General features: G+C 55.5%; 23 protein-coding genes, 1 tRNA gene and 6 pseudogenes. 17 read left to right on the top strand and 13 right to left on the bottom strand.

Features of this window, described 5'->3' with window-relative positions; translation table 11 throughout:
- The first annotated feature begins 8 nt into the window (after window positions 1-8).
- Window positions 9-491: a signal peptidase II gene (locus ACYZTK_RS03400; RefSeq protein ID WP_462013135.1), complete on the top strand. Its 483-nt coding sequence runs from the start codon at window positions 9-11 to the stop codon at window positions 489-491.
- A gap of 99 nt (window positions 492-590) precedes the next feature.
- A pseudogene (locus ACYZTK_RS03395) lies at window positions 591-839 on the top strand (short-chain dehydrogenase); the annotation flags it as partial.
- Between the two features lie 60 nt (window positions 840-899).
- Here the strand turns inward: ACYZTK_RS03395 and ACYZTK_RS03390 are convergent.
- Entirely contained in the window at window positions 900-1,580 is a 681-nt protein-coding gene (locus ACYZTK_RS03390; protein WP_462013134.1) for a class I SAM-dependent methyltransferase, read from the bottom strand.
- A gap of 107 nt (window positions 1,581-1,687) precedes the next feature.
- Here ACYZTK_RS03390 and ACYZTK_RS03385 point away from each other — a divergent pair, with 107 nt between their 5' ends.
- The 4 genes and pseudogenes from ACYZTK_RS03385 to ACYZTK_RS03370 form a co-directional block, all read left to right on the top strand.
- On the top strand, window positions 1,688-2,167 hold the full coding sequence (locus ACYZTK_RS03385) for a VOC family protein (RefSeq protein WP_462013133.1): 480 nt from the start codon (window positions 1,688-1,690) through the stop codon (window positions 2,165-2,167).
- Between the two features lie 587 nt (window positions 2,168-2,754).
- Window positions 2,755-3,135 carry a RidA family protein gene (locus tag ACYZTK_RS03380; RefSeq protein WP_462013132.1) on the top strand — a complete coding sequence of 127 codons (381 nt, stop codon included), beginning with the start codon at window positions 2,755-2,757 and terminating at the stop codon, window positions 3,133-3,135.
- Between the two features lie 247 nt (window positions 3,136-3,382).
- A tRNA-Gln gene (locus tag ACYZTK_RS03375) sits at window positions 3,383-3,457 on the top strand.
- A 526-nt stretch (window positions 3,458-3,983) separates the two neighbouring features.
- A pseudogene (locus tag ACYZTK_RS03370) lies at window positions 3,984-4,100 on the top strand (IS30 family transposase); the annotation flags it as partial.
- 117 nt (window positions 4,101-4,217) lie between these two features.
- Here the strand turns inward: ACYZTK_RS03370 and ACYZTK_RS03365 are convergent.
- The 6 genes and pseudogenes from ACYZTK_RS03365 to ACYZTK_RS03340 form a co-directional block, all read right to left on the bottom strand.
- Window positions 4,218-5,027: pseudogene (locus ACYZTK_RS03365) on the bottom strand (asparaginase domain-containing protein); the annotation flags it as partial.
- A 155-nt stretch (window positions 5,028-5,182) separates the two neighbouring features.
- Window positions 5,183-6,082, bottom strand: a complete 900-nt coding sequence (locus ACYZTK_RS03360) for an EamA family transporter (protein ID WP_462013131.1) — start codon at window positions 6,080-6,082, stop codon at window positions 5,183-5,185.
- A 68-nt stretch (window positions 6,083-6,150) separates the two neighbouring features.
- A complete protein-coding gene (locus ACYZTK_RS03355) occupies window positions 6,151-6,951 on the bottom strand; it encodes a 2OG-Fe(II)-dependent halogenase WelO5 family protein (RefSeq protein ID WP_462013130.1) in 801 nt (266 codons plus the stop codon).
- A complete protein-coding gene (locus tag ACYZTK_RS03350) occupies window positions 6,948-7,670 on the bottom strand; it encodes a class II glutamine amidotransferase (protein WP_462013129.1) in 723 nt (240 codons plus the stop codon). Before ACYZTK_RS03350 ends, ACYZTK_RS03355 begins: the two co-directional genes overlap by 4 nt.
- Window positions 7,658-8,941, bottom strand: a complete 1,284-nt coding sequence (locus ACYZTK_RS03345; RefSeq protein WP_462013128.1) for an ATP-grasp domain-containing protein — start codon at window positions 8,939-8,941, stop codon at window positions 7,658-7,660. The genes ACYZTK_RS03350 and ACYZTK_RS03345 overlap by 13 nt, the downstream gene beginning before the upstream one ends.
- A gap of 5 nt (window positions 8,942-8,946) precedes the next feature.
- Complete coding sequence (locus ACYZTK_RS03340) at window positions 8,947-10,401, bottom strand: hypothetical protein (protein ID WP_462013127.1); 1,455 nt, start codon at window positions 10,399-10,401, stop codon at window positions 8,947-8,949.
- Between the two features lie 146 nt (window positions 10,402-10,547).
- Between ACYZTK_RS03340 and ACYZTK_RS03335 the strand changes: the two are divergent.
- Window positions 10,548-10,646 (top strand): annotated as a pseudogene (locus ACYZTK_RS03335) (helix-turn-helix domain-containing protein); the annotation flags it as partial.
- A gap of 522 nt (window positions 10,647-11,168) precedes the next feature.
- Window positions 11,169-11,623, top strand: a pseudogene (locus tag ACYZTK_RS03330) (GNAT family N-acetyltransferase).
- A 31-nt stretch (window positions 11,624-11,654) separates the two neighbouring features.
- Here ACYZTK_RS03330 and ACYZTK_RS03325 read toward each other — a convergent pair.
- Both ACYZTK_RS03325 and ACYZTK_RS03320 read right to left on the bottom strand, forming a co-directional pair.
- Window positions 11,655-12,833 (bottom strand): trans-sulfuration enzyme family protein, encoded by a 1,179-nt coding sequence (locus ACYZTK_RS03325; protein ID WP_462013126.1) that lies wholly within the window; start codon window positions 12,831-12,833, stop codon window positions 11,655-11,657.
- Window positions 12,830-14,206, bottom strand: a complete 1,377-nt coding sequence (locus tag ACYZTK_RS03320; protein ID WP_462013125.1) for a pyridoxal-phosphate dependent enzyme — start codon at window positions 14,204-14,206, stop codon at window positions 12,830-12,832. The genes ACYZTK_RS03325 and ACYZTK_RS03320 overlap by 4 nt, the downstream gene beginning before the upstream one ends.
- 313 nt (window positions 14,207-14,519) lie before the next feature.
- Between ACYZTK_RS03320 and ACYZTK_RS03315 the strand changes: the two genes are divergently transcribed.
- On the top strand, window positions 14,520-14,717 hold the full coding sequence (locus ACYZTK_RS03315) for a hypothetical protein (RefSeq protein WP_462013124.1): 198 nt from the start codon (window positions 14,520-14,522) through the stop codon (window positions 14,715-14,717).
- Between the two features lie 41 nt (window positions 14,718-14,758).
- Here the strand turns inward: ACYZTK_RS03315 and ACYZTK_RS03310 are convergent, their stop codons facing one another.
- A complete protein-coding gene (locus tag ACYZTK_RS03310) occupies window positions 14,759-15,289 on the bottom strand; it encodes a glyoxalase superfamily protein (RefSeq protein WP_462013123.1) in 531 nt (176 codons plus the stop codon).
- Window positions 15,290-15,504: 215 nt separating this feature from the next.
- Here ACYZTK_RS03310 and ACYZTK_RS03305 point away from each other — a divergent pair, with 215 nt between their 5' ends.
- The gene (locus ACYZTK_RS03305) at window positions 15,505-15,897 is read left to right on the top strand and encodes a GFA family protein (RefSeq protein ID WP_462013122.1); all 393 of its coding nucleotides are present in this window, start codon (window positions 15,505-15,507) and stop codon (window positions 15,895-15,897) included.
- A gap of 20 nt (window positions 15,898-15,917) precedes the next feature.
- Complete coding sequence (locus ACYZTK_RS03300; protein WP_462013121.1) at window positions 15,918-16,415, top strand: DUF1543 domain-containing protein; 498 nt, start codon at window positions 15,918-15,920, stop codon at window positions 16,413-16,415.
- A 13-nt stretch (window positions 16,416-16,428) separates the two neighbouring features.
- Here ACYZTK_RS03300 and ACYZTK_RS03295 read toward each other — a convergent pair whose 3' ends face one another.
- A complete protein-coding gene (locus tag ACYZTK_RS03295; protein WP_462013120.1) occupies window positions 16,429-17,121 on the bottom strand; it encodes an RES family NAD+ phosphorylase in 693 nt (230 codons plus the stop codon).
- The gene (locus ACYZTK_RS03290) at window positions 17,115-17,519 is read right to left on the bottom strand and encodes a hypothetical protein (protein ID WP_462013119.1); all 405 of its coding nucleotides are present in this window, start codon (window positions 17,517-17,519) and stop codon (window positions 17,115-17,117) included. Before ACYZTK_RS03290 ends, ACYZTK_RS03295 begins: the two co-directional genes overlap by 7 nt.
- 188 nt (window positions 17,520-17,707) lie before the next feature.
- On the opposite strand from ACYZTK_RS03290, the gene ACYZTK_RS03285 reads away from it, so the two are divergent.
- From ACYZTK_RS03285 to ACYZTK_RS03260, 6 genes and pseudogenes are all read left to right on the top strand, one after another.
- Window positions 17,708-18,142 carry a hypothetical protein gene (locus ACYZTK_RS03285; protein WP_462013118.1) on the top strand — a complete coding sequence of 145 codons (435 nt, stop codon included), beginning with the start codon at window positions 17,708-17,710 and terminating at the stop codon, window positions 18,140-18,142.
- Complete coding sequence (locus tag ACYZTK_RS03280; RefSeq protein ID WP_462013117.1) at window positions 18,139-19,599, top strand: ATPase domain-containing protein; 1,461 nt, start codon at window positions 18,139-18,141, stop codon at window positions 19,597-19,599. Before ACYZTK_RS03285 ends, ACYZTK_RS03280 begins: the two co-directional genes overlap by 4 nt.
- A gap of 9 nt (window positions 19,600-19,608) precedes the next feature.
- Window positions 19,609-20,634 carry a sensor histidine kinase gene (locus ACYZTK_RS03275; protein WP_462013116.1) on the top strand — a complete coding sequence of 342 codons (1,026 nt, stop codon included), beginning with the start codon at window positions 19,609-19,611 and terminating at the stop codon, window positions 20,632-20,634.
- A 58-nt stretch (window positions 20,635-20,692) separates the two neighbouring features.
- Window positions 20,693-21,259 carry a nucleotidyltransferase family protein gene (locus ACYZTK_RS03270; protein WP_462013115.1) on the top strand — a complete coding sequence of 189 codons (567 nt, stop codon included), beginning with the start codon at window positions 20,693-20,695 and terminating at the stop codon, window positions 21,257-21,259.
- Window positions 21,260-21,383: 124 nt separating this feature from the next.
- Window positions 21,384-22,100 (top strand): annotated as a pseudogene (locus tag ACYZTK_RS03265) (MCP four helix bundle domain-containing protein); the annotation flags it as partial.
- A gap of 42 nt (window positions 22,101-22,142) precedes the next feature.
- A complete protein-coding gene (locus ACYZTK_RS03260) occupies window positions 22,143-23,006 on the top strand; it encodes a methyl-accepting chemotaxis protein (RefSeq protein ID WP_462014846.1) in 864 nt (287 codons plus the stop codon).
- 103 nt (window positions 23,007-23,109) lie between these two features.
- On the opposite strand, the gene ilvD is transcribed toward ACYZTK_RS03260, so the two are convergent.
- Window positions 23,110-24,792, bottom strand: coding sequence for a dihydroxy-acid dehydratase (gene ilvD / locus ACYZTK_RS03255; RefSeq protein WP_462013114.1), 1,683 nt, complete (start codon window positions 24,790-24,792; stop codon window positions 23,110-23,112).
- Window positions 24,793-25,061: the final 269 nt, after the last annotated feature.

The raw sequence follows: 25,061 nt of genomic DNA, 5'->3' as shown, positions 1-25,061 counted from the left end.
AACAGGTGATGAAAAACCGACTGTTTGCAGTGCTGATCGGCATTGTGTTTATCGCATTTGATCAGCTGGTGAAACTGCAGGCGCTGCATTCGCTGCAACTCGACAGCTTCCGGTATGGCAGCAGCTTTGCCTGGCTGGACGTTGCCCTGAGCCTCAACCCTGGCGCATTCCTCAGCCTGGGGGCGGGGCTGGCACCGGGCGTTAAACAGCTGATTTTCATTGTCGGTGTCGGGGCGGTGGTGTGCTGGGCCATCTGGTGGGCGTTGACCCATTGGGCGCAATCACCGCGCAAGGCAGCGGCGATCTATTTCATCGCCCTGGGCGGTGCTTCCAATCTGATCGATCGGGTGTTCCGCGAGGGCCATGTGGTTGACTACCTCATCCTCAATCTGGGGTCGGTGCATACCGGCGTGTTTAACATCGCCGATATCGCGATCATGGCCGGCGCTGGGGTATTGCTTGTCAGCGAGTTCAGGACCAAGCGCAGCTGATCTGAAGGAACAGCGACATCATTGATTGACCGCCAATTTGGAGCCGAGCATGGCGATGAAATTGGCCAGAGTCCGAAGGGTTGAGCGTCATTGCGCATCACGGGGATGTGGGGCGTGACGGCTGAACCGCACTATCTGAAACCTGAGTGGGTGGCCAGCGGCGTGGTGTTTCTGGCCTCAACGCTGTGCCTGGACACTGGTTACATCCTGCGGGCCAGCAATGGCCAGTTCACTGCGACGCGATTTGCCGAGAATCAGGGTGTGGACTATCCAGCCGATCTGGCGCGTATCAGTGCTTCCAGCGCCGAGCAGGTCGCGCAACAGCGGGGCCGGATCAAGGAGTGTTGATGTTACTGCCAGGGAACTGGAACCCTGGTCCGCCATACAGGCATGGGCCTGTAACCCAGGCTAAACACCGGGTACGCGCTGTTCAGCCACCAGCAGCAATGACTGCGGCACCGGACTTTGCGGGTGCTGCGGCTCTTGCAGGCCCACCAGTTGAAAACCGGCCATGTCCAGCGCGTTGAACCAGCTGGACAAGGTGCGCAGGTACCAGGGCATCGGTTGCCACTGGCCGCTGAACCCGGCGAAGGTCTCTTCCCGCCAGCCATCCTGATAGTTGCCCGCCGCCGCAGTCCACGGGTGCAGCGTCTGGATCACCAACGCGCCGCCGGGGGCGAGCAGGGTGTTCATGGTGCTCAGCAGCGGGATGATGTCCTGGTGCAGCAGGGCGAAGTTGGCGCAGATCAGGTCGTAGTCGCGGCCGATGTCCACCGTTGAATCCGCCAAGGCTTCGTAGCTCGCCAGGTGCACCCGGGAACTGCCGGCCGCCCGGGCGGCCTCGACCAATGTGGCGTCGCCATCCACCCCAACCGCCGCGATGCCCCGTTCAGCCAATACCCGTAATAACCAGCCTTCGCCACAGCCGAGGTCCAGCACGCGCTCGGGCTGACGGCCCATGATCGCCAGCAGGATGGCCTGGTCGGTGACCTGTGCGCGACTTTCGATCGAGCCATTGCGCACGACTTTGATCCAGGATTGGGCATTGTGGTGCCAGCTTTGGAGGAGGGTGGAATCGGGGGAGGTCATAGTGTTCTTCGCAAGGGTCAGTTCAGATCAAGCATAGGCCACTGCACACGCTGCTAGACTCAATCGGCTAATCCTGTGTTGGAGAAACCTCTTTCTGGAGAGCCATGATGATCAGCAAGAATACGATTTGCCTCTGGTACAACGGCGACGCACTCGACGCCGCCACCTTTTATGCCCAGACGTTCCCGGACAGCGCCGTGGTCGCCGTCCACCATGCGCCTGGCGATTACCCGTCGGGCAAGCAGGGCGATGTGTTGACGGTCGAGTTCACGGTGATGGGCATCCCGTGCCTGGGATTGAATGGCGGCGATGGGTTTAGGCACACCGGGGCGTTTTCATTCCAGGTGGCCACCGATGACCAGGCGGAAACCGATCGTTTGTGGAATGCCATCGTCAGCAACGGTGGGGAGGAAAGTGTATGCGGCTGGTGCAGGGACAAGTGGGGGCTGTCGTGGCAGATCACGCCGCGCATTCTCACGGCCGCAATCACCGATCCTGATCCGGCGGCGGCCAAGCGTGCGTTTGAAGCAATGATGCAGATGGTCAAGATTGACGTGGCCGGGATCGAAGCGGCTTTGAAGGGCTGATCAGCTCTGCGTCGGCGAAATTGATCAATTCGATTCTGGAATAATTTCCTGCTGGTCCTCACTGCGCGCGGGACCGCGTAGGAGCTGTCGAGAGAAACGAGGCTGCGATTTTTTGATCTGGCTTGTGTACATATCCATCGCTGCGGTAACGGCTTCGAATGGTTCCGCCCTTACGGCGGGTCACTTGGAACAGCGCCAAGTAACCAAGCGCTTCTTGCCCCTCCACTTGACACCTCGCTAAGGCTCGGTGTGCCCGCGATCAAAAACCGGGCCGTGGCGGCCTCTGGGCCGACCAAGTCATCAAGCCGGCACGCTGCGCTTGTTTGGTCGTGCACACTCTTGAATTCGAATGAGCACCTGTGAGAGATGATATCTGTGGGAGCAAAGCTTGCTCGCGATTAAGGCCTTGTATTCAACATTGATGGCGACTGATTCACCGCAGTCGCGAGCAAGCTTTGCTCCCACAGAGGGTGCAGACCCCAGTTCTGTGCACTGCATCAGCCCACACCGCACCCCGGCATCTGTAGACTATGCCGCCTCAAGGCGTACCCCAGCCTAACCCGTTTACCCCAGAACAGAGACCCCCCATGGCCAATCAAGACATCACCTTCGTCCCCGATCCCGACACCGACTCCATCTCCTCCGACGTCGCCGGTTTCGGCGGCCTGCTGGTCTCCACGCAGATCCCGACCCACGCCGATGGCAGTCTCGAACTGGGCGACATCACTCTGCAAAGCGAATGCACCTTGCAGGCACTCAAGGTTGCATTGGAGCGCGCTGGCAGTTCGATGGACCGCGTCCTGCACCTGACCATCTACCTCACCGACATGGCTGATCGCGCTGCCTTCAATGAAGTCTACAAACGCTTCTTCGCCAAGCCATGGCCGGTGCGCGCCGCTGTCGGCGTGGCCTCGCTGGCAGTCGAAGGCATGCGCGTGGAAGTCACCGCGATGGCGGCCAAGGGCTGACATAGGGTGTGCTTGGCGACTTGGCGAAAGAGTCGAGTCGCCAGTAAAATCTTGTCGATGCGATAAGCGGCTGTTTTAAAACAAAATTATTTCCATTTTCTACTTCCAAGTCCACGCAGAAGTTGGTAAATTTGCGCCCATTCCAGCACAGGCCCTCACCGGACTGTCAGCGAACGCAGCAACACCCGCCGTTGCTCACAGCTTCACCATCAAAAAGACAGTGCCCAGCACTCGTCGCGATCGACACAGGGGCGTCGCCAAGCGGTAAGGCAGCAGGTTTTGATCCTGCCATGCGTTGGTTCGAATCCAGCCGCCCCTGCCATTTTCTGGTTTTTCATTTGTCTCGTAACATGGACCAATTAAATTATTCTAAATAATTTGAATCGGCACAAAGTTTACGAACCCTCGCTTCTTCAAATCGATTCGCAGTCCGACGCATACGCGCGCTGGTTCGGTTGGTTCATCTAATATAATTGCTACCTGCATGGAGTTTTCATCGAGACGATCCAGGCTGCGCAGCCTAATACTCCGGTAATTGCGGGCAATGACCAAGCCAATGCATGGTTTTGACTCAGCATCACTCCTGACGCCGTGGAAATACTAGCGATGCCTATGCCATGTGAAGCAGCGAAATATATGGCTGTGGCGGTTGCTGAATAGTGCATTGGGAATAATCGTTGGAGAGATACAATTAAAGTAGGCGGGTAATGTGGTGGCTATCGGGCACAAAAAATAAAGCAATGCTGCTTTGAATGGTCTCTGCCCCACCAATCCCTCGCGCTTATTGGTGTCTCGCAGGATGAGCACACCGCCTATTTTTGAATGGGTGGGGTTAATGGAGCGCTTACGGCCATTGGGAGGGCGACTTGATCAAGGGCAAGGACAATGGTTCGGCTGTTGGCACCCTCGTGGAGCGCACGAGCGGGTATCTGATCCTGGTGACAATGTTCGATGCCACCGCGACTTTCAATGGCCATCAAATTGAGATTTAACTCCGGTATTGCAGGCCTATTTATTATTCTAGCGCCCATAATTACGTGCAATTTTCCTAAAGTTGTTTCTCTAGTGAAATTACCGCCAGAAATGACTCCGGATTTACGAAGTGCAGTTCCAACAATATGCGACTGTTCCATAAATCCTCTAGACACAGCTACAATAACGATACCCGCAAGATGATAATTTCGTAAAACTTGAAGAAATTCTACATCGCGACTTTCATCGACAATTAGCTCAGGTCCTTCATGCTCAAGTATCAAAGCGTCAACACCACTATTAAGAATACTAGTTAAAATCGCAAGTCCTTGACCAGGAGCCAATGTTACAACAGCCACCCGGGCTAAAGAAAGGCGATCCCGGTAAGTAAAGTTTTTGAGCTTTGGCAAAATTTCACAGTCACTCATCTCTTGAGAGCGCTGGCCAAACGGGTGCCTTCCTGACGTTTTAATTTTTGTACTCAAAAGCGGATCAAGTAGTTCACCATGAAAATACACATGTATTCCGCTAGGCAATCCGTGTCCTAAAGTAACCATTCCACCAATTAGATTTTCCCAAGCATCACTATCAGGCAAACCAGTTGGTATCATCGCGCCAGTAAATATCACTGGCACTGGAATCCCTTGAAGCTGAAAACTCATAGCAGCAGCGGTATATGCCAAAGTATCTGTGCCATGCAAAACGAGTACGCCACTACACCTTTCAATGTCAACGGCATTAATAATTGCACGACGTAACACGAGCCAGTATTCGGGAGTAATATTGGCACTATCATTAATCGGCATTACTTCTTGGTAGCTCCAATCTGGAGGTAGATTGGAAGGATGGTCATGAAGATGATCATCTATGCCCTCCAAGAAATCCGGACATTGGGTTAAACCATTATTACTCGAACACATGCCAATGGTACCCCCCGTGTAAAGCACCTTTATTTTTTGAATTGGCTTGATCAATTCAGTGCTCATTGAGAACTCCCCAAAATAATATATGCCAGATACATAGCTGCATGCGCTATAGCCCTTTTAAAATACTTAAGTATCAATCCTTTTAATGCTTACTCTTTTCTAGCCTTGAAAATTGTCCTCCCATAAATGTTTAATAGTAGTCCCAAAATAATAATTATAGCCCCTAATACCTGTGCCACCGATAAAGACTCACCCAGCATGAAATTAGCGCTAATCAGACCTACTATAGGAACTAAAAGCGATAAAGGGGCAATTCGCCAAGTTTCGTATCGCTTGAGCAAATACCCCCAAGCTGCATAACCCAGGATAGTTGCAAAAAGTGCGAGATATACTAACGAGAAAAAAGTCTGACTCGAAATGTCTATCAAGCTCTGCTGGATAGTGTCTTTACCCTCAAATATCCAAGAACAGGCAAAAAAAGGTAATATCGGAACTAACGCACTCCAGACGACTAGCGACATTATAGAAAAATTATTATCCCGTGCGATGATTTTATTTGTAATATTACCAAACGCCCAGGAAAGTGCAGCGCCTAATGTCAGCATCAAAGTACCTAGCGTAATTGAATTACTACCTGAAACGTCCATCCCTGCTTTGGCAAGTAGACCGATTCCAACAGAAGCAATTATTAGGCCGGATATATGATTCCACTTCAATTTTTCTGATAGCAATAGTGCTCCAAGCACCATAGTAAAAAAAGCCTGCGTTTGGATAACTAAAGACGCAACGCCAGCGGGCATACCAAGCTTGATAGCCATAAACAAAAAAGCGAACTGGCCGAAGCTTATGGTTAAACCATATATAATCAGCCACTTAATTGGCAGAGTAGGCGATCGAATGAAGAAAACTGCAGGAAAGGCTACTAGCGTGAACCTTAGCCCCGCTAGAAGAAATGGAGGCATGTCTTGGAGGCCAATTTTAATTACAACAAAATTCAAACCCCATACAACTACTACACAAAGAGCAAGCAACATATCTTTAATTGACATAGATTTTTTCCTTTTCTAAATTCACATCATGTGAATATAGAACATAAATGCGTGTAATATCTCAATACTTAACTCCACGCGATCGCTTTTTTCATAGCGGCGTCTGTGAGCCCAAAAAAGAAACCTAGAGTAATTCGAGTCTCCCCAAATACACGGTCGATCTCATGGTAATAGTTGGGATTAAAAATATAAATATCCCCTCTGCGAGGACTAAACTCAAAAACTTCGCAGCCTTTTACGACTTCACCAGGATAACCAAGCTCTCCCTCGGTTTTAAACGCTTCATCAGTGGGATCCCACTTTTTCTTATAAATACGCAAAATGCCTCCGGATGTACACTCCTGCAAGCAAACAACGCAACTCAACTGCTGAGTTATATTTGTGACTACTAGACCTGTGCCAGAAGCATCGCGTAAAATATTGTCGTTATGTAGTGGATTCGCGACACCATCCGCATGAAAACGAACGATAGAACCAGAGTAACTGGTTAGTTCCGGCTCGGACGCCGTCTTTAATGTGTCAATCTGAAGTGCATATTTAACTAAACCATATACATAATAAGTCATCCCAAGTAAAGATCTGGGAAGCATAGGCTGAATGTCTGCAACTTGATCAAAGTAGCTAATCGGCTGCCTAGTATGCTTGGCAAGGTATGGGCCAAGTGTCGTGAGAGTACCATTTGAATATGTGGACACTCGAATTGATTCACGACATGCCTCAAGATCTGCATTCAATTCAAAAATTGATTCTGGCTTCAGAAAATCACGCAGAACCAATACAGGCATCCGGGCCTCAATAATATCGGTTAGCCAAACTGACTCCACAGGAGTATGCATATTTACTATCTTTATACTATCAAGCGAACTCATGCATTTATACCTAAGTCCGAAAATGTTATTTGGTATAGCTCACTATTTTTCATCGGTCGCCAAATTGATAAGTCACCTAAGGCTTGGATCGCTTCAGATGAGAAATACTCAGCCTGGCCTGTCTGAAAATGATGTATGGTAAAATATTTTGGGTGCGGGGTATCTTCCGGATGCCACTGCCACACCCACGCATTATCTGGCGTGACAAGAAATGAATTTCCCGCGCTGCCACCAGGTGGTAGTCGCGAAAGCTTTGTGAGTAAATGGTCTCTTGTTAACTGCGCAGGTTCAATATTTTGGACAATGTACTCAAGATATTCTGCAGAATCAAAAGTAGAGGCTGGCAGACCAAGATGCTCATAAACAGTTGGCAAGTAACCATTGTGCATCATATGCCAATCAGTGAACCAATTTCTCCGATGCAACGGATGGGAAAACTCTACTCCCGAGTTTCGAGACAGCGTTGCATGTCTAACATGCACAGCTAAAAACTTAGTATCTATTTTCGAAGAATCTATTTTAAGAGATTCTTCCGCAAAATTTCCTTCACTATGCATCGTTTTAATTTTATCGTTTTCGATCCATAAACATCCCCAGCCATTGGGATGTTGTTTAATAGGGCTATCATGAGCTGCCGTTTCACCCGCAGACATTGCACGCGCGGCATCTAATACATCACGCGAAGAAAAAATCCCGCACGCAATAATCATCCTACACATTGTTGAAATCCTCTCTCCGTAGAATGTTCGACTCTTACTATATCTTTGAATGCTGATACAATATTAAATGCATCTTCTGATGCGAGTTTAAACACACTGAGTACGCCAGCATGACGCGTCAAGTCGGCGTATAGCGTAGAGTCGAGGGCGATTTTTATTGGTTGGGTCTTTCCGAGTGTCAATACCTCTCCCTGGCCAAACTTATCAACCCATAATTTAGCCCGGCCTAACTGCTCCAAACAGCGCAATCGCAGCTGACCAACTGCCTCCAAATTGACAATAGCCGGCAATTGCAGCCCTTTACCTTCCTCTAAACCAAAAGCGATGCCTGCCCAGTCCACACCTGAAGCCTGCTTTACTAGACTAGCGACCCCCATCCCAGAAAGGCGAAAACCCATTTCTATAAAATATGGCACGTTGTCGACCACAATAAAATCTATATGGAACGCCCCCCTGTTATAGTTGAACGTATCGCAGCATGCAGTCATCAAATCAACATAGGCCTGTGGCATACGGGATCCCGTCACTCCAACATGCCCGGACTCATAAAAACTGATTATATTTTCCTGAGAGACAACCCGCTCTATTAGTTTCTGACAATAGGTGAGTGCATATGGTTTCCCCTCGTAGACCACACCTTGGATAGAGAACTCTTCGCCATCGAGCCAAGTTTCTACGATGAAACCCTTGAAAGGTCGTCCCCCATAATTCATTGTAAGATTTAGCTGGTGAACAGCCGAGTCTAGCTGATCTCCATTTTCCACCATCCAGACTCCAAGACCGCCGCCTCCATCTACTGGTTTAATAATACATGGGTAGTCGAGATTATCTCTCGCTTTTAGAATTGCTGAAGTGGAAGAAAAATTGTGAAAGCTCGGCTGCGTTACTTTACAATTTTCAGCCAATAAATTTCTTTGGGAGTGCTTATCGAATGGCAATAAATGTTGGTCGGTACGACAAGAGCCCCACATACCACGCAACTTGAATGCACTCTGATTATAAACCTCAAATCCAGCCAATACCACTTTCGGGATGACAATACAGTTTGCTCTATCAAGTGCCTGGACGATATCTTCAACATTCTCAGGGCGTTCAATGGGTACTATTAAATCAAATAAGAGTTTAACCGTTTTAGATTGATACTCTATATAGTCAGGCGTTTCAATTAATACTGTAAAATAACCAAGCTCACTGGCAATTCTCTGATAAGGATTTAAACCATCCCTGGTCGAACCAATTTGAAAAAATACTTTATTCGTTTTGGTTTGCATAGTTATTATCGACCAGAAATAATTTCAGATGTGGTTTCATGTGAATAACTATTTCTTACTTGGATTACAGATTTGTGTGGATCATATCGTAGAATACGAGAAAGTGGATCGTCACTTTTGGCCGATAACAAGGATGTTACTAGCTGATTGTTATAGCACTGCCGCAGCTCTTGCAGGCTTAGTCCGGAGGCTTCTTCTAATCGCTTACTCAAAGGCGTATCAACTCTCATATCACTCTGAAGTAAGACATGAACTGAATTGGCTGAAAAATCTTTTTGTTGTTGAACAATATAGTCTGCTAAATTGCTTCCACGTTGCGTAAAGGGTGAATAGATCATACAAATTAACTGCTCATTTGTGATACAAAAAGCATCGATAGCAAACTTTTCAGCTCGCAGTCGTTGTTCGTTGATAGCAATCTCACCTTCGTAGCGGGTGGCCATCTCTTCAACTAAATGTGGTGGAAAACCTTTCTTTACCATTAAACCAAGTGCAAAATTGACATACTCCTTAATGCCCTCGGAATAGCTTCTATTCAAGCGAGTCTCAGCGCGGAGACCTCGAATATGCGCCATTAGTGTTGGGTTGCCACAGTCAGATTCTGAAAAGCTGAACATTAGTTCATCAAACTGGAATCCCATAAAATCAGTAAGAAGAGCCCAGTGCTCACCTGACTCATAGGAGGTGTCTTGGTAAATATTAAAAAATATCGGATCACGATCTAGCTGGTGAGTAATACGCTGAGCGGGAGATACGTTTCCTACGCCGTAAATTTTTTCGAAGTAGCCTTTGGCAACTCCGTCAAGCGTTTCTAAAAAACCCGCAAACCCCTTGTTTTTATCAACATCTGGTGCATCAAATAAACGCGCCAGATGGCGAGCCCAAGCAAAATAACCAGTTTGCTCTTTCGAAGAGTCGCCCGTAATAATTACGTCGACGCCCCCCTCATAATGAGCAGACATACCAAAAGAGTTAACCATACTCAAGTTGCAGGCATTACAGAACGTGGAACGCGCATCGGCTTGAAAGCGATGACCGTTCATTAACACGTCTGTACGATTTTGACACCTCACTGAGTCTGGCATTGGGAGGTTGCGATGAAACGGCCTAATAATCAAACCATCAGTGATCAAGCATTCAACCAGATCGTCGTCATAAATACCCAACGCGTGATATACGTTATCGATGTTTTCCATTACCCTATCGTTCATGCCCGCATGTCGATTGGTAGTAATTCTCAGCTGAAATGTCCGCCCCTTTTCCTGGAGTATAATTCCTTGTATATACCTAACCCACGCGACCATATAGCTGCTGTCTTTCCCTCCGCCGTAGGCTAAAAGCACTCGATTTGTTTCAATACATTCTTGATCTGGTAGCGATTTAATAAGTCTTTTGGCGCATTTTTTAGCAGATTCAATTACTGTGGGGGAGAAATAATTCTCCATATTTTTAGCCGCCATCTAAAACTCCTTTTTTTCATTAAGGGTCAAGTCACAGAAGTTGCTTTCCCAATCTGGGCGGCCGCAAAAACTGAGTGCAACACCCCCCCTTCCGGTAAGGTGTTGCTATGTGATTTACCGAACTCGGCAATGAAGAACGCGCTACGATTCAAGTGGGGCAATATCAGAATCTCAGCCAGCGAGAAATTGCTCGCGTGGCGGGGAGTTGCCCTTCCACCATTAGCCGAGAGCTGCGACGCAATCGGCTCCCCGGAGCCAGCTATGCGAAGGTAAGGTCTATGCCTATCATTTTTGTTCTCCTGGACGGTGTTTCCCCATTGCATTTATTTATTATTTGCTAAACATCCTGCAGTATTTGTATTCGAGTTTGTCGAAGCATATCTCGACATACAATCCAATCTCAATTAGCCATCCTGTGATTTGCAAGCACGGCAACCTGTATGCAATTTGTTCGTGGCGGGCGCCTAACAGGGTTAGTTGTCCGTGCATCTCCAGCTGTGCAGCCCAAACATATTTTGAATTGCATTTTGCGTCAACGATTCTTGAAATTTTCAGAAACGTCTTACCTTTTTGGAGTACTAGTCTCAAATACACGTAGTCCGTTTCCTAAATATATGTAGGGTCTGTCCCGCTATGTCATTTAATGGCCTATAAATTAAGGCAGGGGAGCGATCACAGTTTCGTTTTGATTTCAGTCGCGGAGTGGACCTTATTAGTGTTTTGCCACATGATTCGCCTTAATCCGCCGTCATGTGAGGGCTCGACTAATGGAGTGTCAGATTCGCCGTGCAACACCTGAAGACGCTGCAGCAATAAGCCATGTGGTGATCAACGCCTTAAGCAAATCCAACGCACAGGACTACGCGCCTGAAGTAATCGCCCGTTTGGAGCAAAATTTCTCGGTTCAGGCAATCCACGATTGCTGAGGCAACGTAAGGTTTTCGTTGCAGTGGTCAACCAACAAGTCATCGCCACCGCCAGCCTGGATGGCGCGGTTGTGCGCAGTGTCTTCGTGGAGCCGGACTACCAGGGCGAGGGCATCGGCAAGCAGTTGATGGAAGTCATCCATGCCGCTGCCGTTGAAGCAGGGCTGGAAGCACTGCAAGTACCCTCATCAATCACTGCCGAACGCTTCTACGCTTCCATGGGTTACCAGAAAGTGCGCGATGAATTCTTCGGCGACGAGCGCACGATCGTCATGCGCAAGAACCTGCAGCAATAGCGGGCCCTGCCTCAGGACCCGCTGACCACGCTTATATCCGCAGCAAAGCCTGCGCCAGATCCGCGCGCAGATCCTCCACATCCTCAACCCCCACCGACAAACGCACCAGCCCATCGCCAATACCCAGTTGCGCCCGGGTCTCCGCCGGGATGGTCGCGTGGGTCATGATTGCCGGGTGTTCGATCAGGCTTTCCACGCCACCCAAACTCTCGGCCAAGGCAAAGATCTCCACGTTTTCCAGGAAGCGCCTGGCGCCGGCCAGGTCGGTGTTGAGGTCGATGGAGATCATGCCGCCGAAGCCGCGCATTTGCCGTTTGGCCAGTTCGTGTTGGGGGTGCGAGGGCAGGCCGGGGTAGTAGACGTGCGTCACTTGCGGCTGACGTTCCAGCCATTGCGCCAGGTCCAGCGCATTGCTGCAATGGCGTTCCATGCGCAGGGCCAGGGTTTTCACGCCGCGCAGGGTGAGGAATGCGTCGAACGGGCCGGCGATGGCGCCGACGGCGTTTTGCAGGAAGCCCAGGCGTTCGGCGAGTTCGGGGTTCTGGCCGACCACGGCGATGCCGCCGATGACGTCCGAGTGGCCGTTGAGGTACTTGGTGGTCGAGTGCAGGACGATGTCGAAGCCCAGTTCCAGCGGGCGCTGGATCCATGGGCTGGCGAAGGTGTTGTCGGCCACGCAGATGATGCCGCGGGCGCGGCAGATGCGGGCGATGGCGGCGAGGTCGGTGAGGCTCAGCAGCGGATTGGTCGGGGTCTCGACCATGACCATGCGCGTGTCGTCCTGCAGGGCCGTCTCGAAGGCCGAGAGGTCGGTCAGGTCGACGAAGCTGAAGCGGTGCCCGGCGCTGCGCCGGCGGACTTTGTCGAACAGGCGGAAGGTGCCGCCGTACAGGTCATTACCGGAGACGATGTGCGAATTGGCGTCGAGCAATTCGAGCACGGTGGAGATGGTCGCGAGGCCCGAGGCGAAGGCGAATGCCTGGGTGCCGCCTTCGAGGTCGGCCACGCAGCGTTCCAGGGCAAAACGCGTCGGGTTGTGCGAGCGGCCGTAGTCGAGGCCCTTGTGCACGCCGGGGCTTTGTTGCAGGTAGGTGGAGTTGGCGTAGATCGGCGGCATCAATGCCCCGGTGGACGGGTCCGGCGTCTGCCCCGCATGGATCACGCGAGTGGCAAAGGCGTGCGCCGCAGCGGTTTTGTCAGGCTGGCTCATGCAAGGGATCTCCGTAGGTGATTGAGCAGGTCGACGCGGGTGATCAAACCATGGAAGCCCGCCGCGTCGGCGATGATCGCCACCAGTCCGCGGTCGAGTTCGGCTTGCAGTTCAGCCAGGCTGGCTCCGGGTGCAATGGTCTGGACCTTGTCGGTCATGGCGCTGGCAACGCTCAGGCGAAAGTGCGAGGCGTCTTCCTGCATGCCGAACAGGATGTCGGATTCGTCGATCACGCCGACCAGTTGCTCGCCGTTCACCAGCACCGGCAGCTGCGAGACATCGGCCAGGCGCATGCGCTGGAATGCGGTGAGCAGGGTGTCGTCGGGGCCGACGCTGATGACTCGGCCATCCTCGAATCGCCGGGCGATCAGGTCGCGCAGGTCGCCGTAGCGCTTGTACTGCAGCAGACCCTGGTCGTTCATCCATTGGTCGTTGTAGACCTTGGACAAGTACCGGGTGCCGGTATCGCAGACAAAACTGACCACGCGCTTGGGTTCGGTCTGTTCGCGGCAGTAACGCAGCGCCGCTGCCAGCAGGGTGCCGGTCGACGATCCGCCGAGGATGCCCTCGGCGCGCAGCAGTTGGCGCGCATGGTCGAAGCTTTCTTCGTCGCTGATCGAGTAGGCCTTGCGCACGCTGGACAGGTCGCAAATCGAGGGGATGAAGTCCTCGCCGATGCCTTCCACGGCCCAGGAACCGGGCTTGCCGAGGGTGCCGGTGCGGCTGTATTCGGCCATGACCGAACCGACCGGGTCAGCCAGGACCATTTCCAGGTCCGGTTGCACGCGTTTAAAGAAGCGGGTCAGCCCGGTGAGGGTGCCGGCTGACCCAACGCCAACGACGATGGCGTCGAGGTCGTGCTGGGTCTGCGCCCAGATCTCTGGCGCGGTGCTGCACTCATGTGCCAGGGGGTTGGCCGGATTGTTGAATTGATCGGCGAAGAACGCATCGGGAATGTCCTGCGCCAGGCGTGCGGCAACGTCCTGGTAGTACTCGGGGTGGCCCTTGCCGACGTCGGAACGGGTGATGTGCACTTCGGCGCCCATGGCCTTGAGGTGCAGGACCTTCTCGGTGGACATCTTGTCCGGGACGACCAGGACCACCCGGTAACCCTTGGCACGGCCGACCAGCGCCAGGCCCAGTCCGGTGTTACCGGCGGTCGCTTCGACGATGGTGCCCCCGGGCTTGAGGCGGCCATCGCGCTCGGCGGCGTCGATCATCGCCAGGCCGATGCGGTCCTTGATCGAGCCGCCGGGGTTCTGCGATTCGAGTTTGAGGAACAGGGTGCACGGGCCGGTATCGAAGCGGCTGACACGCACCAGTGGCGTGTTGCCGATCAGTTCGAGTACGGCGGGGCGGGAATCGTTTGGCATGTCATCACCTCGCTTGTTGATTGGCAGGAGGGTCAGTGATTTTCTGGGGGTTATTGTGGTGGTATGGGAAGGACCTTAGGTCGGGATGGCTGGGTTGGCAACCGTGGGGTAGGGCTGGAACGGGTTCGAAAGATCGCAGCCTCGTTTCTCTCGACAGCTCTTACAGGTGCCCATGGCCTGATCGTCATGTACTGCGTTCGAGTCGGAAGGGCTACCGGTGGTCCGACGGCGTGAATCTTCTGCACTGCCCACACTCGATGTCCCGTAGGGCTTTGCTTTGCGATGGCGGTGTTATCCGCCAGGGGTACTTGTAATGAGATCGGTCGAAGACTTCAGGATAAAATCTCATGCGCTGCTGATTGAGCTGGATGCGGCGACGATGGGCATGATGTTGCTTGTTTCCACTCGATGCGTATCGGGGCCGCAATGGGACGAAGCAACCCAAAGGCACCACGACGCCTATGAGCTGTGGAATACTTTTCTCAATGTGCCTGAAACGCCCGATCCATGATTGTCAGGCGGACCGGGTTGCCCCGGTCCGCACAGTCAACGTCAGCTTTGGCAGAAGCGAATGCGGTTGCCGAACGGGTCATGGACTTCGAGGATTTTCCCCCAGCCTTGCTCGATGATTTCCGGGCGGCCATAGCCATAGCGCTTGGCTTGGAGTTCGTCACGCAGCAGTTCGATATTGTGCATGGGGACAAAGGTTGTAGAGCCTGGGCTCGCGTCGCCATGATGTTCGGAAAGGTGCAGTTGCAGGCCGTTGCGCTGGATCCCCAGGTATAGCGGCATATCCGCTTCGAAACGGTGCTCGAAGACTACGCTGAAACTGAGGAAGTCCAGGTAGAACTCCCGGGCCTTGGTTTCGTCGAACATGCGCAGGATAGGAATGGCTTTGTCGAAAGTGACCGCAGGTTGCGGCGTTTCCTGGGGCAGTGTCGCCGCAGCGGTGTTCCAGTCCTTGTAGCCCAACTGGTGCGCTATCAGTTCCAGCGCCATGGAGTGCGAGGCTTGCGGATCGCGCACTTGCAGTGAGGCGCGCAGCCGCTTGGCCATTTGCTTGGCTTGTTCGATTGAAATCATCACAGCTCCTTGAGTCGAGACAGGTTGGTGCTCGCATTGCCAAACCTCGACCGTCAAGAGTTGCGACAGGATTTGGGTATTGAATCAATGCTTTCACCTTTCCTTGCGGAAGCGAGCGGCGGGCAGCATCGGCCCTCGCTGATGGTACACAGCCGATGGCGGGTGGGGAAGTGCCTGTCTTGAGCTTCCTGGAGCTGCTACTGAGGAGATGCAACATGGACCGGTTCACTGGCGGTTGCCTGTGCGGCAATGTGCGAATCGAGGCGACGGGGCGGCCCTACCGGGTCGGTCTGTGTCATTGCCTGGAATGTCGCAAGCACCATGGGGCGCTGTTTCATGCGTCGGCGATATTTCCTGAAGATGCGGTGAGCGTTCAGGGCGAAACCCGTGATTATCTCGGGCGATTTTTCTGCCCGCGCTGTGGCTCATCGGTGTTCGCCCGTACCGCGGATGAGGTCGAAGTGAACCTGGGATCGCTGGATGCGCCTGACCAACTCGAACCCACCTACGAAAGCTGGACTTGCCGCCGCGAGGCCTGGTTGCCCAGGTTTGCGCTGGCGAGGCACTATGAACGTGATCGGGCTAGTTCGGATCGCTTTGAGGACTAGGTGCAAGCGGGAGGACGATGATGCTGTTTGTGGTAATGCTGGGGGGCAAACATCCCCGGGCCAGGATTGAGGTCCACGATGTTGTGTTCGCTGTTGCTGATACTCTGGAAGGTACCTATCCGCAGTTGCGCCATGGCTGGTTTGGCAGTCCCGCTGGCGTGCATATCGACTCGTGGATGCGCGTGGAGGGCGTCGAGGGCTGGAAGGTCGAACTGAGTCCGCTGGCACCCGCCGCGGACTCGCCGCGACTGTACTTCATCAACCTGGGCGGCTATGAATCGGCGGTGTTTGGTGAGGCTCACCATTACTTGCTGGTGGTTGCCCGCAACAGGAAGGAAGCGGCTGCCAAGGGCAAGCGGCAGATGCCGAGGCACTGGAGCCAAGCGCATACCGATGCGCTGATGGACGTCGATGATTGCCTGCCGATTGATCTGGTGGCTGGGCGTTATGTGCACCTGGTCGAGGGTGAGCATGGCGGGGTTGTTCAGGGTAACGATTACATCGTCCTGCCGGGGTGAGCTACTGGACTGATCACGCCTCGCGGATCTGATTGACCCCGGTGATCTGCCCGTTCCAGATCATCTCGTAATGGGCGGTCTGTACGATCGACGAGACCGGCCTGGGCGTCATCAGCGCCCAACAGTGGTTCCCACGCAGACGCACCGACTGGTAACGCAGACCGGGGCAGCCGGCTTCCTTGACGGCCTTGCCCAGGCGATGGGATGCCGCGTAATTGTCGGGCGCGTAGATTGGGTCTTTCATCGCGATGGCCGTCGCATCTTTCATCGCGGCTTCAACGAAGGAACAGGCCAGACCGCGAAAGACAAACCGCTCATAGTTCAGCCCCCGCACCTTGGACCAGTACAGGCTCTGGTGATGCTGCACTTCGGCCAGGGCGGTTTCCATCGAACCTGCCAGGTACAACACGCCAAAGCTGCCATCGCTGAACCGCGAGCCGGCCGGATTGACGTGGGTGAAGGGCGCCGTCGCATAGGAGCAGCCAGGAATGCCGAAGGGGATTTCGCTGCGTGGGATCATCTCGAGCTGACCCAGCTCATTCCTCAGTCGGGGATTGGTCAGCGCCTGGATCTGGTAAAGCGCCTCGAACTCCTGCGCGTCGGCCACGTCATCAAACAGGTTGATCGGCGGGAACTTCGAATTGACCAGTCGAAACGCTTGCACCGGCTGGCCGACAAGGCTGGGCAAGCGGCTCAGCGTCACCATTGCGCGCCTCGCAGCACATCGATGCGGCGGAACGTCTCATACAGCGCAATCATGTCCCCCTGAGACATGACTTCCAGGGGCGAACGGCCGTTGAAGAATTCGTTGTGATTGGCCATGGCCGGGAAACCATAGACATTTTCCGGGTTGTCAAACACCAGGCGCAGTCCCGCGTGAATGTTCAGGACAAAGCTGATGCGCTGCATCTGGTCGGCATCCAGCGCCACGGACCAGTCGGGGTCGCGCTGTTTGGCGCGGGTATGGGTGCTGCGCGAGATTCGCAGGATCCGGCATGCCTGTTCACTCGAAGCCGCCCATTTCTCAATGATGCCGACCGCTGCGCGCAGGCCGGCTACACATTGATCCTTGGAAAATGCCTGTGCGGGAAGGGCGATTGCCATGAAATTCACCTCTGCGTTAATCTATAGACCAAGTTATAGACTTCTTGCGTCTATAGATCAAGCGAGTCGCCAAGTGTCCGAGTAATCATCAGCGTCTGCGGCGCGACTCGCCAGCCGTGCCGTTAATTGAGTCCCCGCGCGTCCATAGGGTGTACTATCAAGGACTGTTCATCAGATATCAGTTTGCCATGGCCACGCAAAGCGAAGAGAGCCGCCAGATCGTAGCTTCTCTGGCGCACCGTGTGGGTCCCGACGCCGACTCCGCAAGGATTGCCCAGGCGCTTGTCACCACCATGCAGGATATGGACGCAGCCCTCACGCCGATCATTGGCAAGCAGGGGGTTGTCGCGCTTTACCGCCGCAGCCTGCATCTTTGCGTCGCCAGACACCCGCGTCTCGCCGGCACTTACGACAGTCTGCAGGCCTCGCTGGATGTGCTTGCCCTCAAGTCGCTGCTCGTCGAGCAGAACGATGCCGATGCGTTGTTCTTCAGCGAAGTCATGCTGACCACCTTCTACGAGCTGTTGATCACGCTGATCGGGCCCTCGCTCACCGCACGTTTGCTTCGTGACGTGTGGGGACCTTCCCTGAGCGACACCCCTTCGCAGGAAATTTCGCCATGAGCACCAAAGTAACGATCAACCGTCTGGCCACGGGCGTGCCAGGACTGGACGAGGTGCTGGGCGGAGGATTACCGGAATTTTCGTTCAACCTGATCGCCGGCCCCCCTGGCTGCGGCAAGACCACCCTGGCCCATCAGATGATGTTTGCCCTGGCGACCCCGGAACGCCCGGCGCTGTTTTTCACCGTGTTAGGCGAACCGCCGCTGAAGATGCTGCGCTACCAGCAGCAGTTTGACTTCTTCGACAGTGAAGCGATCAATCACTCGGTGCGCTACATCAACCTGATGGACGACACCCTCGCTGGCGACCTGGACGAAGTGCTGCGGCGCATTGTCAGCGAAGTGGAAACCCACTCGCCGGCCCTGGTGTTTGTCGACTCGTTCCGCTCGGTGGTATTGGCCAGCCAGACCCAGGACAACCCGAACAACAACCTGCCGCAGTTCGTCCAGCAACTGGGCATGTTGATGACCACCTGGCAGGCGACGACCTTCCTGATTGGCGAGTATTTCACCGAAACCGACACCAACCCGATTTTCACCGTGGCCGATGGCCTGATCTGGCTGCGCCAGAGCGTGCAGCGCAACTCCATGGTGCGCAAAATGGAGATCATGAAGATGCGCGGCCAGCCGACGCTGCCAGGGTTGCACACCTTCCGCATCGCCACCTCGGGGATCAAGGTCTTTGCGCCGGTGGCCACCGAGCATTTCGACGCACCGCGCGCACTCACCGGCGAGCGCCTGAAGATGGGCGTGCCGCAACTCGATGAGATGCTGGGCGGGGGCCTGCCTCGGGGCTATTCGTTGCTGGTGGCCGGGCCGTCGGGCTCGGGCAAAAGCATTCTCGCCTCGACCTTCCTTGCCGAAGGTGCGCGCAATGGCGAGACCGGCGTGATCGCAGTTTTTGAGCAGCGTCCCAACTATTCGCAGAACGCCACCCTGGCACGCCTGATCGAGGCGGGGCAGGTGGGCCTGGTGGACAGCCGAGCGCCGGACTTGTCGATCGATGAAATCGTGCACTTGCTGCTCAGTGAAATCCGCCGACTGAAAGCGACCCGGGTGGTGATTGATTCACTGTCAGGATTCGAGCTGGCGCTGGCGCCGACCTTCCGCGAAGACTTTCGCGAGTCGCTGTCGCGGATGGTCACGGCATTGACCGGCGCCGGGGTCAGCGTGTTGATGACGTCGGAGCTGGAAGATCGTTACACCGACCTGCGATTCAGCCCTTATGGCACGGCATTTCTCACCGACGCGATCATCGTGCAGCGCTACATCGAAGTGCAGAGCCGCTTGCTGCGCATCATGGCAGTGGTCAAGGTGCGCTCCAGCCCGCACTCCGACGAGCTGCGCCTGTACAGCATAAACAACGATGGGCTGCAGATCGGCGATCGTTTGCCGGATCAGGAAGGTTTGCTCGGGGGCCGGCCGACGCGGCGGCACACGGGCCTCGACAATGGATGAGGGAGTATCATGAACGGGGCTGATGGCCGGGACGAAAAAGCGCTGGCGAATGCCGCTCACGAATTGTTCCTGCTGGGTCAGAAAACCGTCAAGGCGCGAGCGGTACTGGTGGCCCTGCAAAAGGAACTGAGCGACGCCAACACCCAGCTGATGGACAATCAGCAGGTCGAGCAGTTGATCGAGGCCAATCAACAACTGGTGCTGGCGATCCTGTCGGCGCAGTCGGATGCCGAAGAGAGCCGGCGTACCGATCGCGAACAGCAGCTGTTCCTGGAGATGCGCGAAGCCAACGAGCAACTGGTGATTGCCGCCCTGAGCGCGCAACAACTGCAAGCCTTGGCCGAACAGACGCTGCTGCAGCAACGCAACACTCTGGCCCTGGTGGCCCACGAGTTGCGCAACCCGCTGACGCCGATCAGCATGATTGCCGGTCGCCTGGCACGGGTACCCAGCGCCGAGCTGCCGCGCATGCAGCAACTGATCGAGGGGCAGGTCAAGCACATGTCGCGGCTGGTGGAGGACTTGCTCGATGTCTCCCGCGCCAGCACCGGCAAGCTGCGCCTGGACTGCTGCCGGGTCGATATCGTCCCGATCATCGAAGACGCCGTCGAAGTGTGCCGGTCAGTGATGACCGATCATCATCTGCAGTTCACGGCCCAATTGCCGGGGGAGCCGCTGACGGTCAACGGCGATGCCATACGCCTGACGCAAATCCTCGGCAACCTGCTGGGCAACGCCGCCAAGTACACCCCCGCAGGCGGCGTTGTTACCCTGGAGGTCACGGTCCAGGGCCACAACCTGATCATCTGCATTCGGGATAGCGGCATCGGTATTTCCGCCCAGGCGCTGCCGTTTGTCTTCGAGCCGTTCGTGCAGGACATTCATGCCGTCGGCTTCAACGGCGCCGGCCTGGGCATCGGCCTGACGGTGGTGCGCGAGCTGGTCGAGGCCCACGGTGGCCGCGTGACCGGTCGCAGTGAAGGCGACGGGCAGGGCAGTGAGTTCGTGGTGACGTTACCCTTGATCATCCATTGAGGTCAGTTTGTTGTATTGTCGTGCTTTCAGGGATCCGATGGCTGACAAGGAGTTCACAATGACACTGACCCACGCTCGATTGATGGAAATCGCCAGGACCAACCCGGCCAACGTCGAGATCCTCGAGCGTTTGCCGTCTCTAGGCCTCAATCAGTGCATGCTCACTGCGGGCTGCCTGTTCCAGGCGGTGTGGAACCATCACGACGCAAAGCCCGCCGCGTGGGGCGTCAAGGACTACGACGTTTTCTACTTTGACGACGACCTGTCGTGGGAGGCGGAGAACGAGGTCATCCTGGCCGCCAAGGCGCTGTTTCACGACCTTGACCTCAACATCGAAATCAAGAATCAGGCACGGGTTCACCTGTGGTACGGCGAACGCTTTGGCGGGGCGTATCCCCAGCTGCAATCGGCGAAGGATGGAATTGACCGCTACCTGATCGAGGGCACCTGCATCGGCGTGGATGTACTGAGCGCCGAGGTGTATGCGCCTTATGGTTTGAGTGATGTTGAGCAAGGGCTGTTGCGGATCAATCCGGTGAACCACCAGTTTGATCTGTTCGAACATAAGGCCCTGAGCTATCAGGAGCGCTGGCCCTGGTTGAAAATTGTTTATCCGGCTGTTTAGCGTCATGGATTTGTCTAAAAGGATCAAAACACTCGTTTGCAAATAGCCTTCAATTACCGCTTGGCGCGGTCGATAACCTGATCAGAACAGCCATCCGCGCATGGCTGCGCCCAACTGATCGGGGATGCACAGAGTGTCGATAAAATTACGCTTGATACTGCTGATTGGAACAGGCCTGCTCACGGCCTTGATCATGAGCCTGGTCAGTTATCTGGGAAACACGCAGATGGCGGGGGCGGTGAATGACAATGAAGTGAGCATGGCGGCGCTGCGCAACCACCTCGAAGCGGACATGATGCATGACGCCCTGCGCGCCGATGTGTTGTCGGCAATGCTGGTCGGTCTGGGTAAAAGCACCAGCAGCAAGGCCGAGGTGCGCAGCTCCATCGATGAACACGCGGCGCATTTTCGCGAAGTGCTGGGCAATAACCTCAAGCTGCCGGTCAACGCCACCATCAAGGCCGGTCTGAATCAGGTCAAGCCCAGCCTCGACACCTATATCAGTGCAGCCGAGCGCATTGTCGGGCTGGCACTGGACGATCCGCAGGCGGCGCAACAGCAACTGGGTACTTTCAACGCGGCGTTCAGCCAGCTCGAAGACCAGATGGCCGCGCTCAGCGAGCTGATTGAAACCGATACCCAGCAGACCAGCGCCGGCACGCAGCAAGCGATCAGCAACGCCAACCTGGCCCTCGGTGGCGTGTTGATCGCCAGCCTGTTGTTGCTGCTGGTGCAGGGGCGCTGGGTGATGCTGAGCATCATGGGGCCGTTGCAAACCGCCAGTCGTATAGCCAACAGCATTGCCCATGGTCACCTGAGCGAGGCGATCACTGAACCTGCCGGCAAGGATGAAGCCAGCACCCTGATCCGCAGCCTGGCAACCATGCAGCGCGACCTGCGCGGCATGATCGAGGTGGTGCGCAGCAATGCCCACGGCGTCAGCGGCATGAGCGAACGATTGAGCCATGGCTGCCACGAGGTCGCCGACAGCAGCCAGCAACAGAGCAGCGCTGCCAGCACCATGGCCGCCGCCGCCAGCGAGATGACCGCGAGCATCGAGGAAATCACCCGGCACGCCGAACGCGCGCTGAACATGGCCAACCAGGCAGAAAACCTGGCCAAGGAAGGGGGGCGGGTGATCCATCAGGTGGTCAGCGACATGGATGGCATCGCGCGTTCGGCGCAGCAGTCGGCGCAGGTCATTCGCACCCTGGACAAGGAATCCGAGGGTATCTTCAGCATCATCCAGGTGATCAAGGGTATTGCCGACCAGACCAACCTGCTGGCACTCAACGCCGCAATCGAAGCCGCCCGCGCCGGCGAGCAGGGCCGCGGTTTTGCCGTAGTGGCCGACGAGGTGCGCAGCCTGGCCGGGCGCACCAGCGCCTCCACCCAGGAAATCGCCGGCATGGTTGCGCGCATCCAGCAGAGCACCCGCGAGGCGGTCAGCAGCATGGAGGCCGGGGTGGCGCAGGTCGACAAAGGCATGGCGGTGACCGCTGAGGTCGAGCGCGCGATCCGCGAGATCCTCGATGCGACGCTGAATACCACGCAACTGGTCAACGACATTACTCGCACCATTGGCGAGCAGAGCCTGGCCAGCAACGAAATCGCCCATCAGGTGGAGATGATTGCCGGGATGTCCGAGGGCAACAGCCGGGTGATTGGCCAGACGGCCTCGACCACTGATGAGCTGGCGAGCCTGGCAGGGCAGTTGTCGCAGTCGGTGGATCGGTTCAGGCTCTGACGGGCGGCGTTTGAAGATCAAAAGATCGCAGGCTGCGCCAGCTCCTACAGGGGATTGTGTACACCCGTAGGAGCTGGCGAAGCCTGCGATCTTTTGATTTTGTTTATAGATATTTGTCCGTAACAGCCCCTTCCGAAGCGCTGGACACGGTTTTTGCATACTTCGCCAACACCCCGCGCTTGTACTTGGCCTCCGGACGCACCCAACCGGTCTTGCGCCTGGTCAGTTCAGCCGCAGAAACGTCCACCGTAATCTGCCGGGTCTCGGCATCAATGACGATCCGGTCGCCGTCCTCGATCAACGCAATTGGCCCGCCTTCAAAAGCTTCCGGGGTGATATGCCCCACCACGAAACCATGAGAGCCACCGGAAAAGCGGCCATCGGTGATCAGCGCCACTTCCTTGCCCAACCCCTTGCCCATAACCGCCGAGGTCGGCGAGAGCATTTCGCGCATGCCCGGGCCGCCCTTGGGGCCCTCGTAGCGGATCACGATCACCTCGCCAGCCTTGACCTCTCCATTGAGAATACCCGCCAGCGCACCTTCTTCGCCGTGATAGACCCGGGCCGTACCTTCGAAGCGCAGGCCCTCCTTGCCGGTGATTTTTGCCACCGCGCCATCGGGAGCCAGGTTGCCGCGCAGCACCACCAGGTGCGAGTCTTTCTTGACCGGCTGATCGAAGGGCAGGATCACGTCCTGGCCGGCCACGTAATCGGCGACGTCGCGCAGGTTGTCGGCGAGCGTCTTGCCGGTCACGGTCAGAACATCCCCATGCAACATGCCGGCGTCGAGCATACGTTTCATCAACGGCTGGATGCCGCCGATGGCCACCAGCTCGCTCATCATGTAGCGGCCGCTGGGGCGCAGGTCGGCCACCACCGGTGAGATTTTGCCCAGCTCGACGAAATCATCCAGCGTCAGCTCGACGTCCACGGCGTGGGCCATGGCCAGCAGGTGCAACACCGCGTTGGTCGAGCCGGCGAGGGCGATGACCACGCGGATCGCGTTTTCAAAAGCTTTGCGGGTCATGATATCCCGCGGCTTGAGGTCCAGCTTGAGCAGCTCCATGACCTGCTGGCCGGCGCGAAAACTGTCCGAAGCCTTGTCGCTGCCCACCGCGTCCTGAGAGCTGGAGCCGGGCAAGCTCATGCCCAGCGCCTCGATGGCCGAGGCCATCGTATTGGCGGTGTACATGCCGCCGCAGGAACCGGGGCCGGGGATGGCCACTTCCTCGATCCGCTTGACCTGGATCTCGTTGATATCGCCGCGGGCGTGCTGGCCGACGGCTTCGAACACCGAGATGATGTCGGTATGGCCGGCGCCCGGGCGGATGGTGCCGCCATAGACGAAGATGGAAGGGCGGTTCAACCGCGCCATGCCGATCAGGCAACCCGGCATGTTCTTGTCGCAGCCACCCACAGTGACCAGCCCGTCGAAGCCCTCGCAACCGACCACGGTTTCAATCGAGTCGGCGATCACTTCCCTTGAGACCAACGAGTACTTCATGCCTTCAGTGCCGTTGGCGATGCCGTCGGAGATGGTGATGGTATTAAAGATCACCCCTTTGGCCCCGGCGGCGTTGGCCCCGCGTTCGACCTCCAGCGCAAGCTTGTCGATGTGCATGTTGCACGGCGTGACCATCGCCCAGGTCGAGGCGATGCCGATCTGCGGCTTGCTGAAATCCTCGTCGGTAAAACCCACGGCGCGCAGCATGGCGCGGCCCGGAGCACGCTCCACGCCGTCCACCACCTGGGAGGAATACTTGCGCAAATCGGGCTTGTCGCTCATGACCGTTCCTCACTGGCTCGTCTGGAAACCACGCTGAGTATAGTGGCCCCAGCGCCCCCGGCCGGACCAACAAGTCGGGAACAGACGCGCGGGTTTGCCCTGACGTGATATTCTTTGCAACTACTTGGTTCGATCCATTCAGTTTGCGTGTCCCTGAGACGCGCCAACGGAATCACTGTCGCTCAAGCAGCTGAAGCTAATAAAGATAAAAAGTCAGTTCAGTAGGGACATATAAACTGAGGTCGATGCAGTCAATCGGCCTTGTGTGC

It is taken from the genome of Pseudomonas sp. LB3P31, from assembly GCF_054897945.1.
The sequence above is the reverse complement of the archived record's forward strand: the minus strand, read 5'-3'. Positions and strand labels throughout refer to the sequence as shown.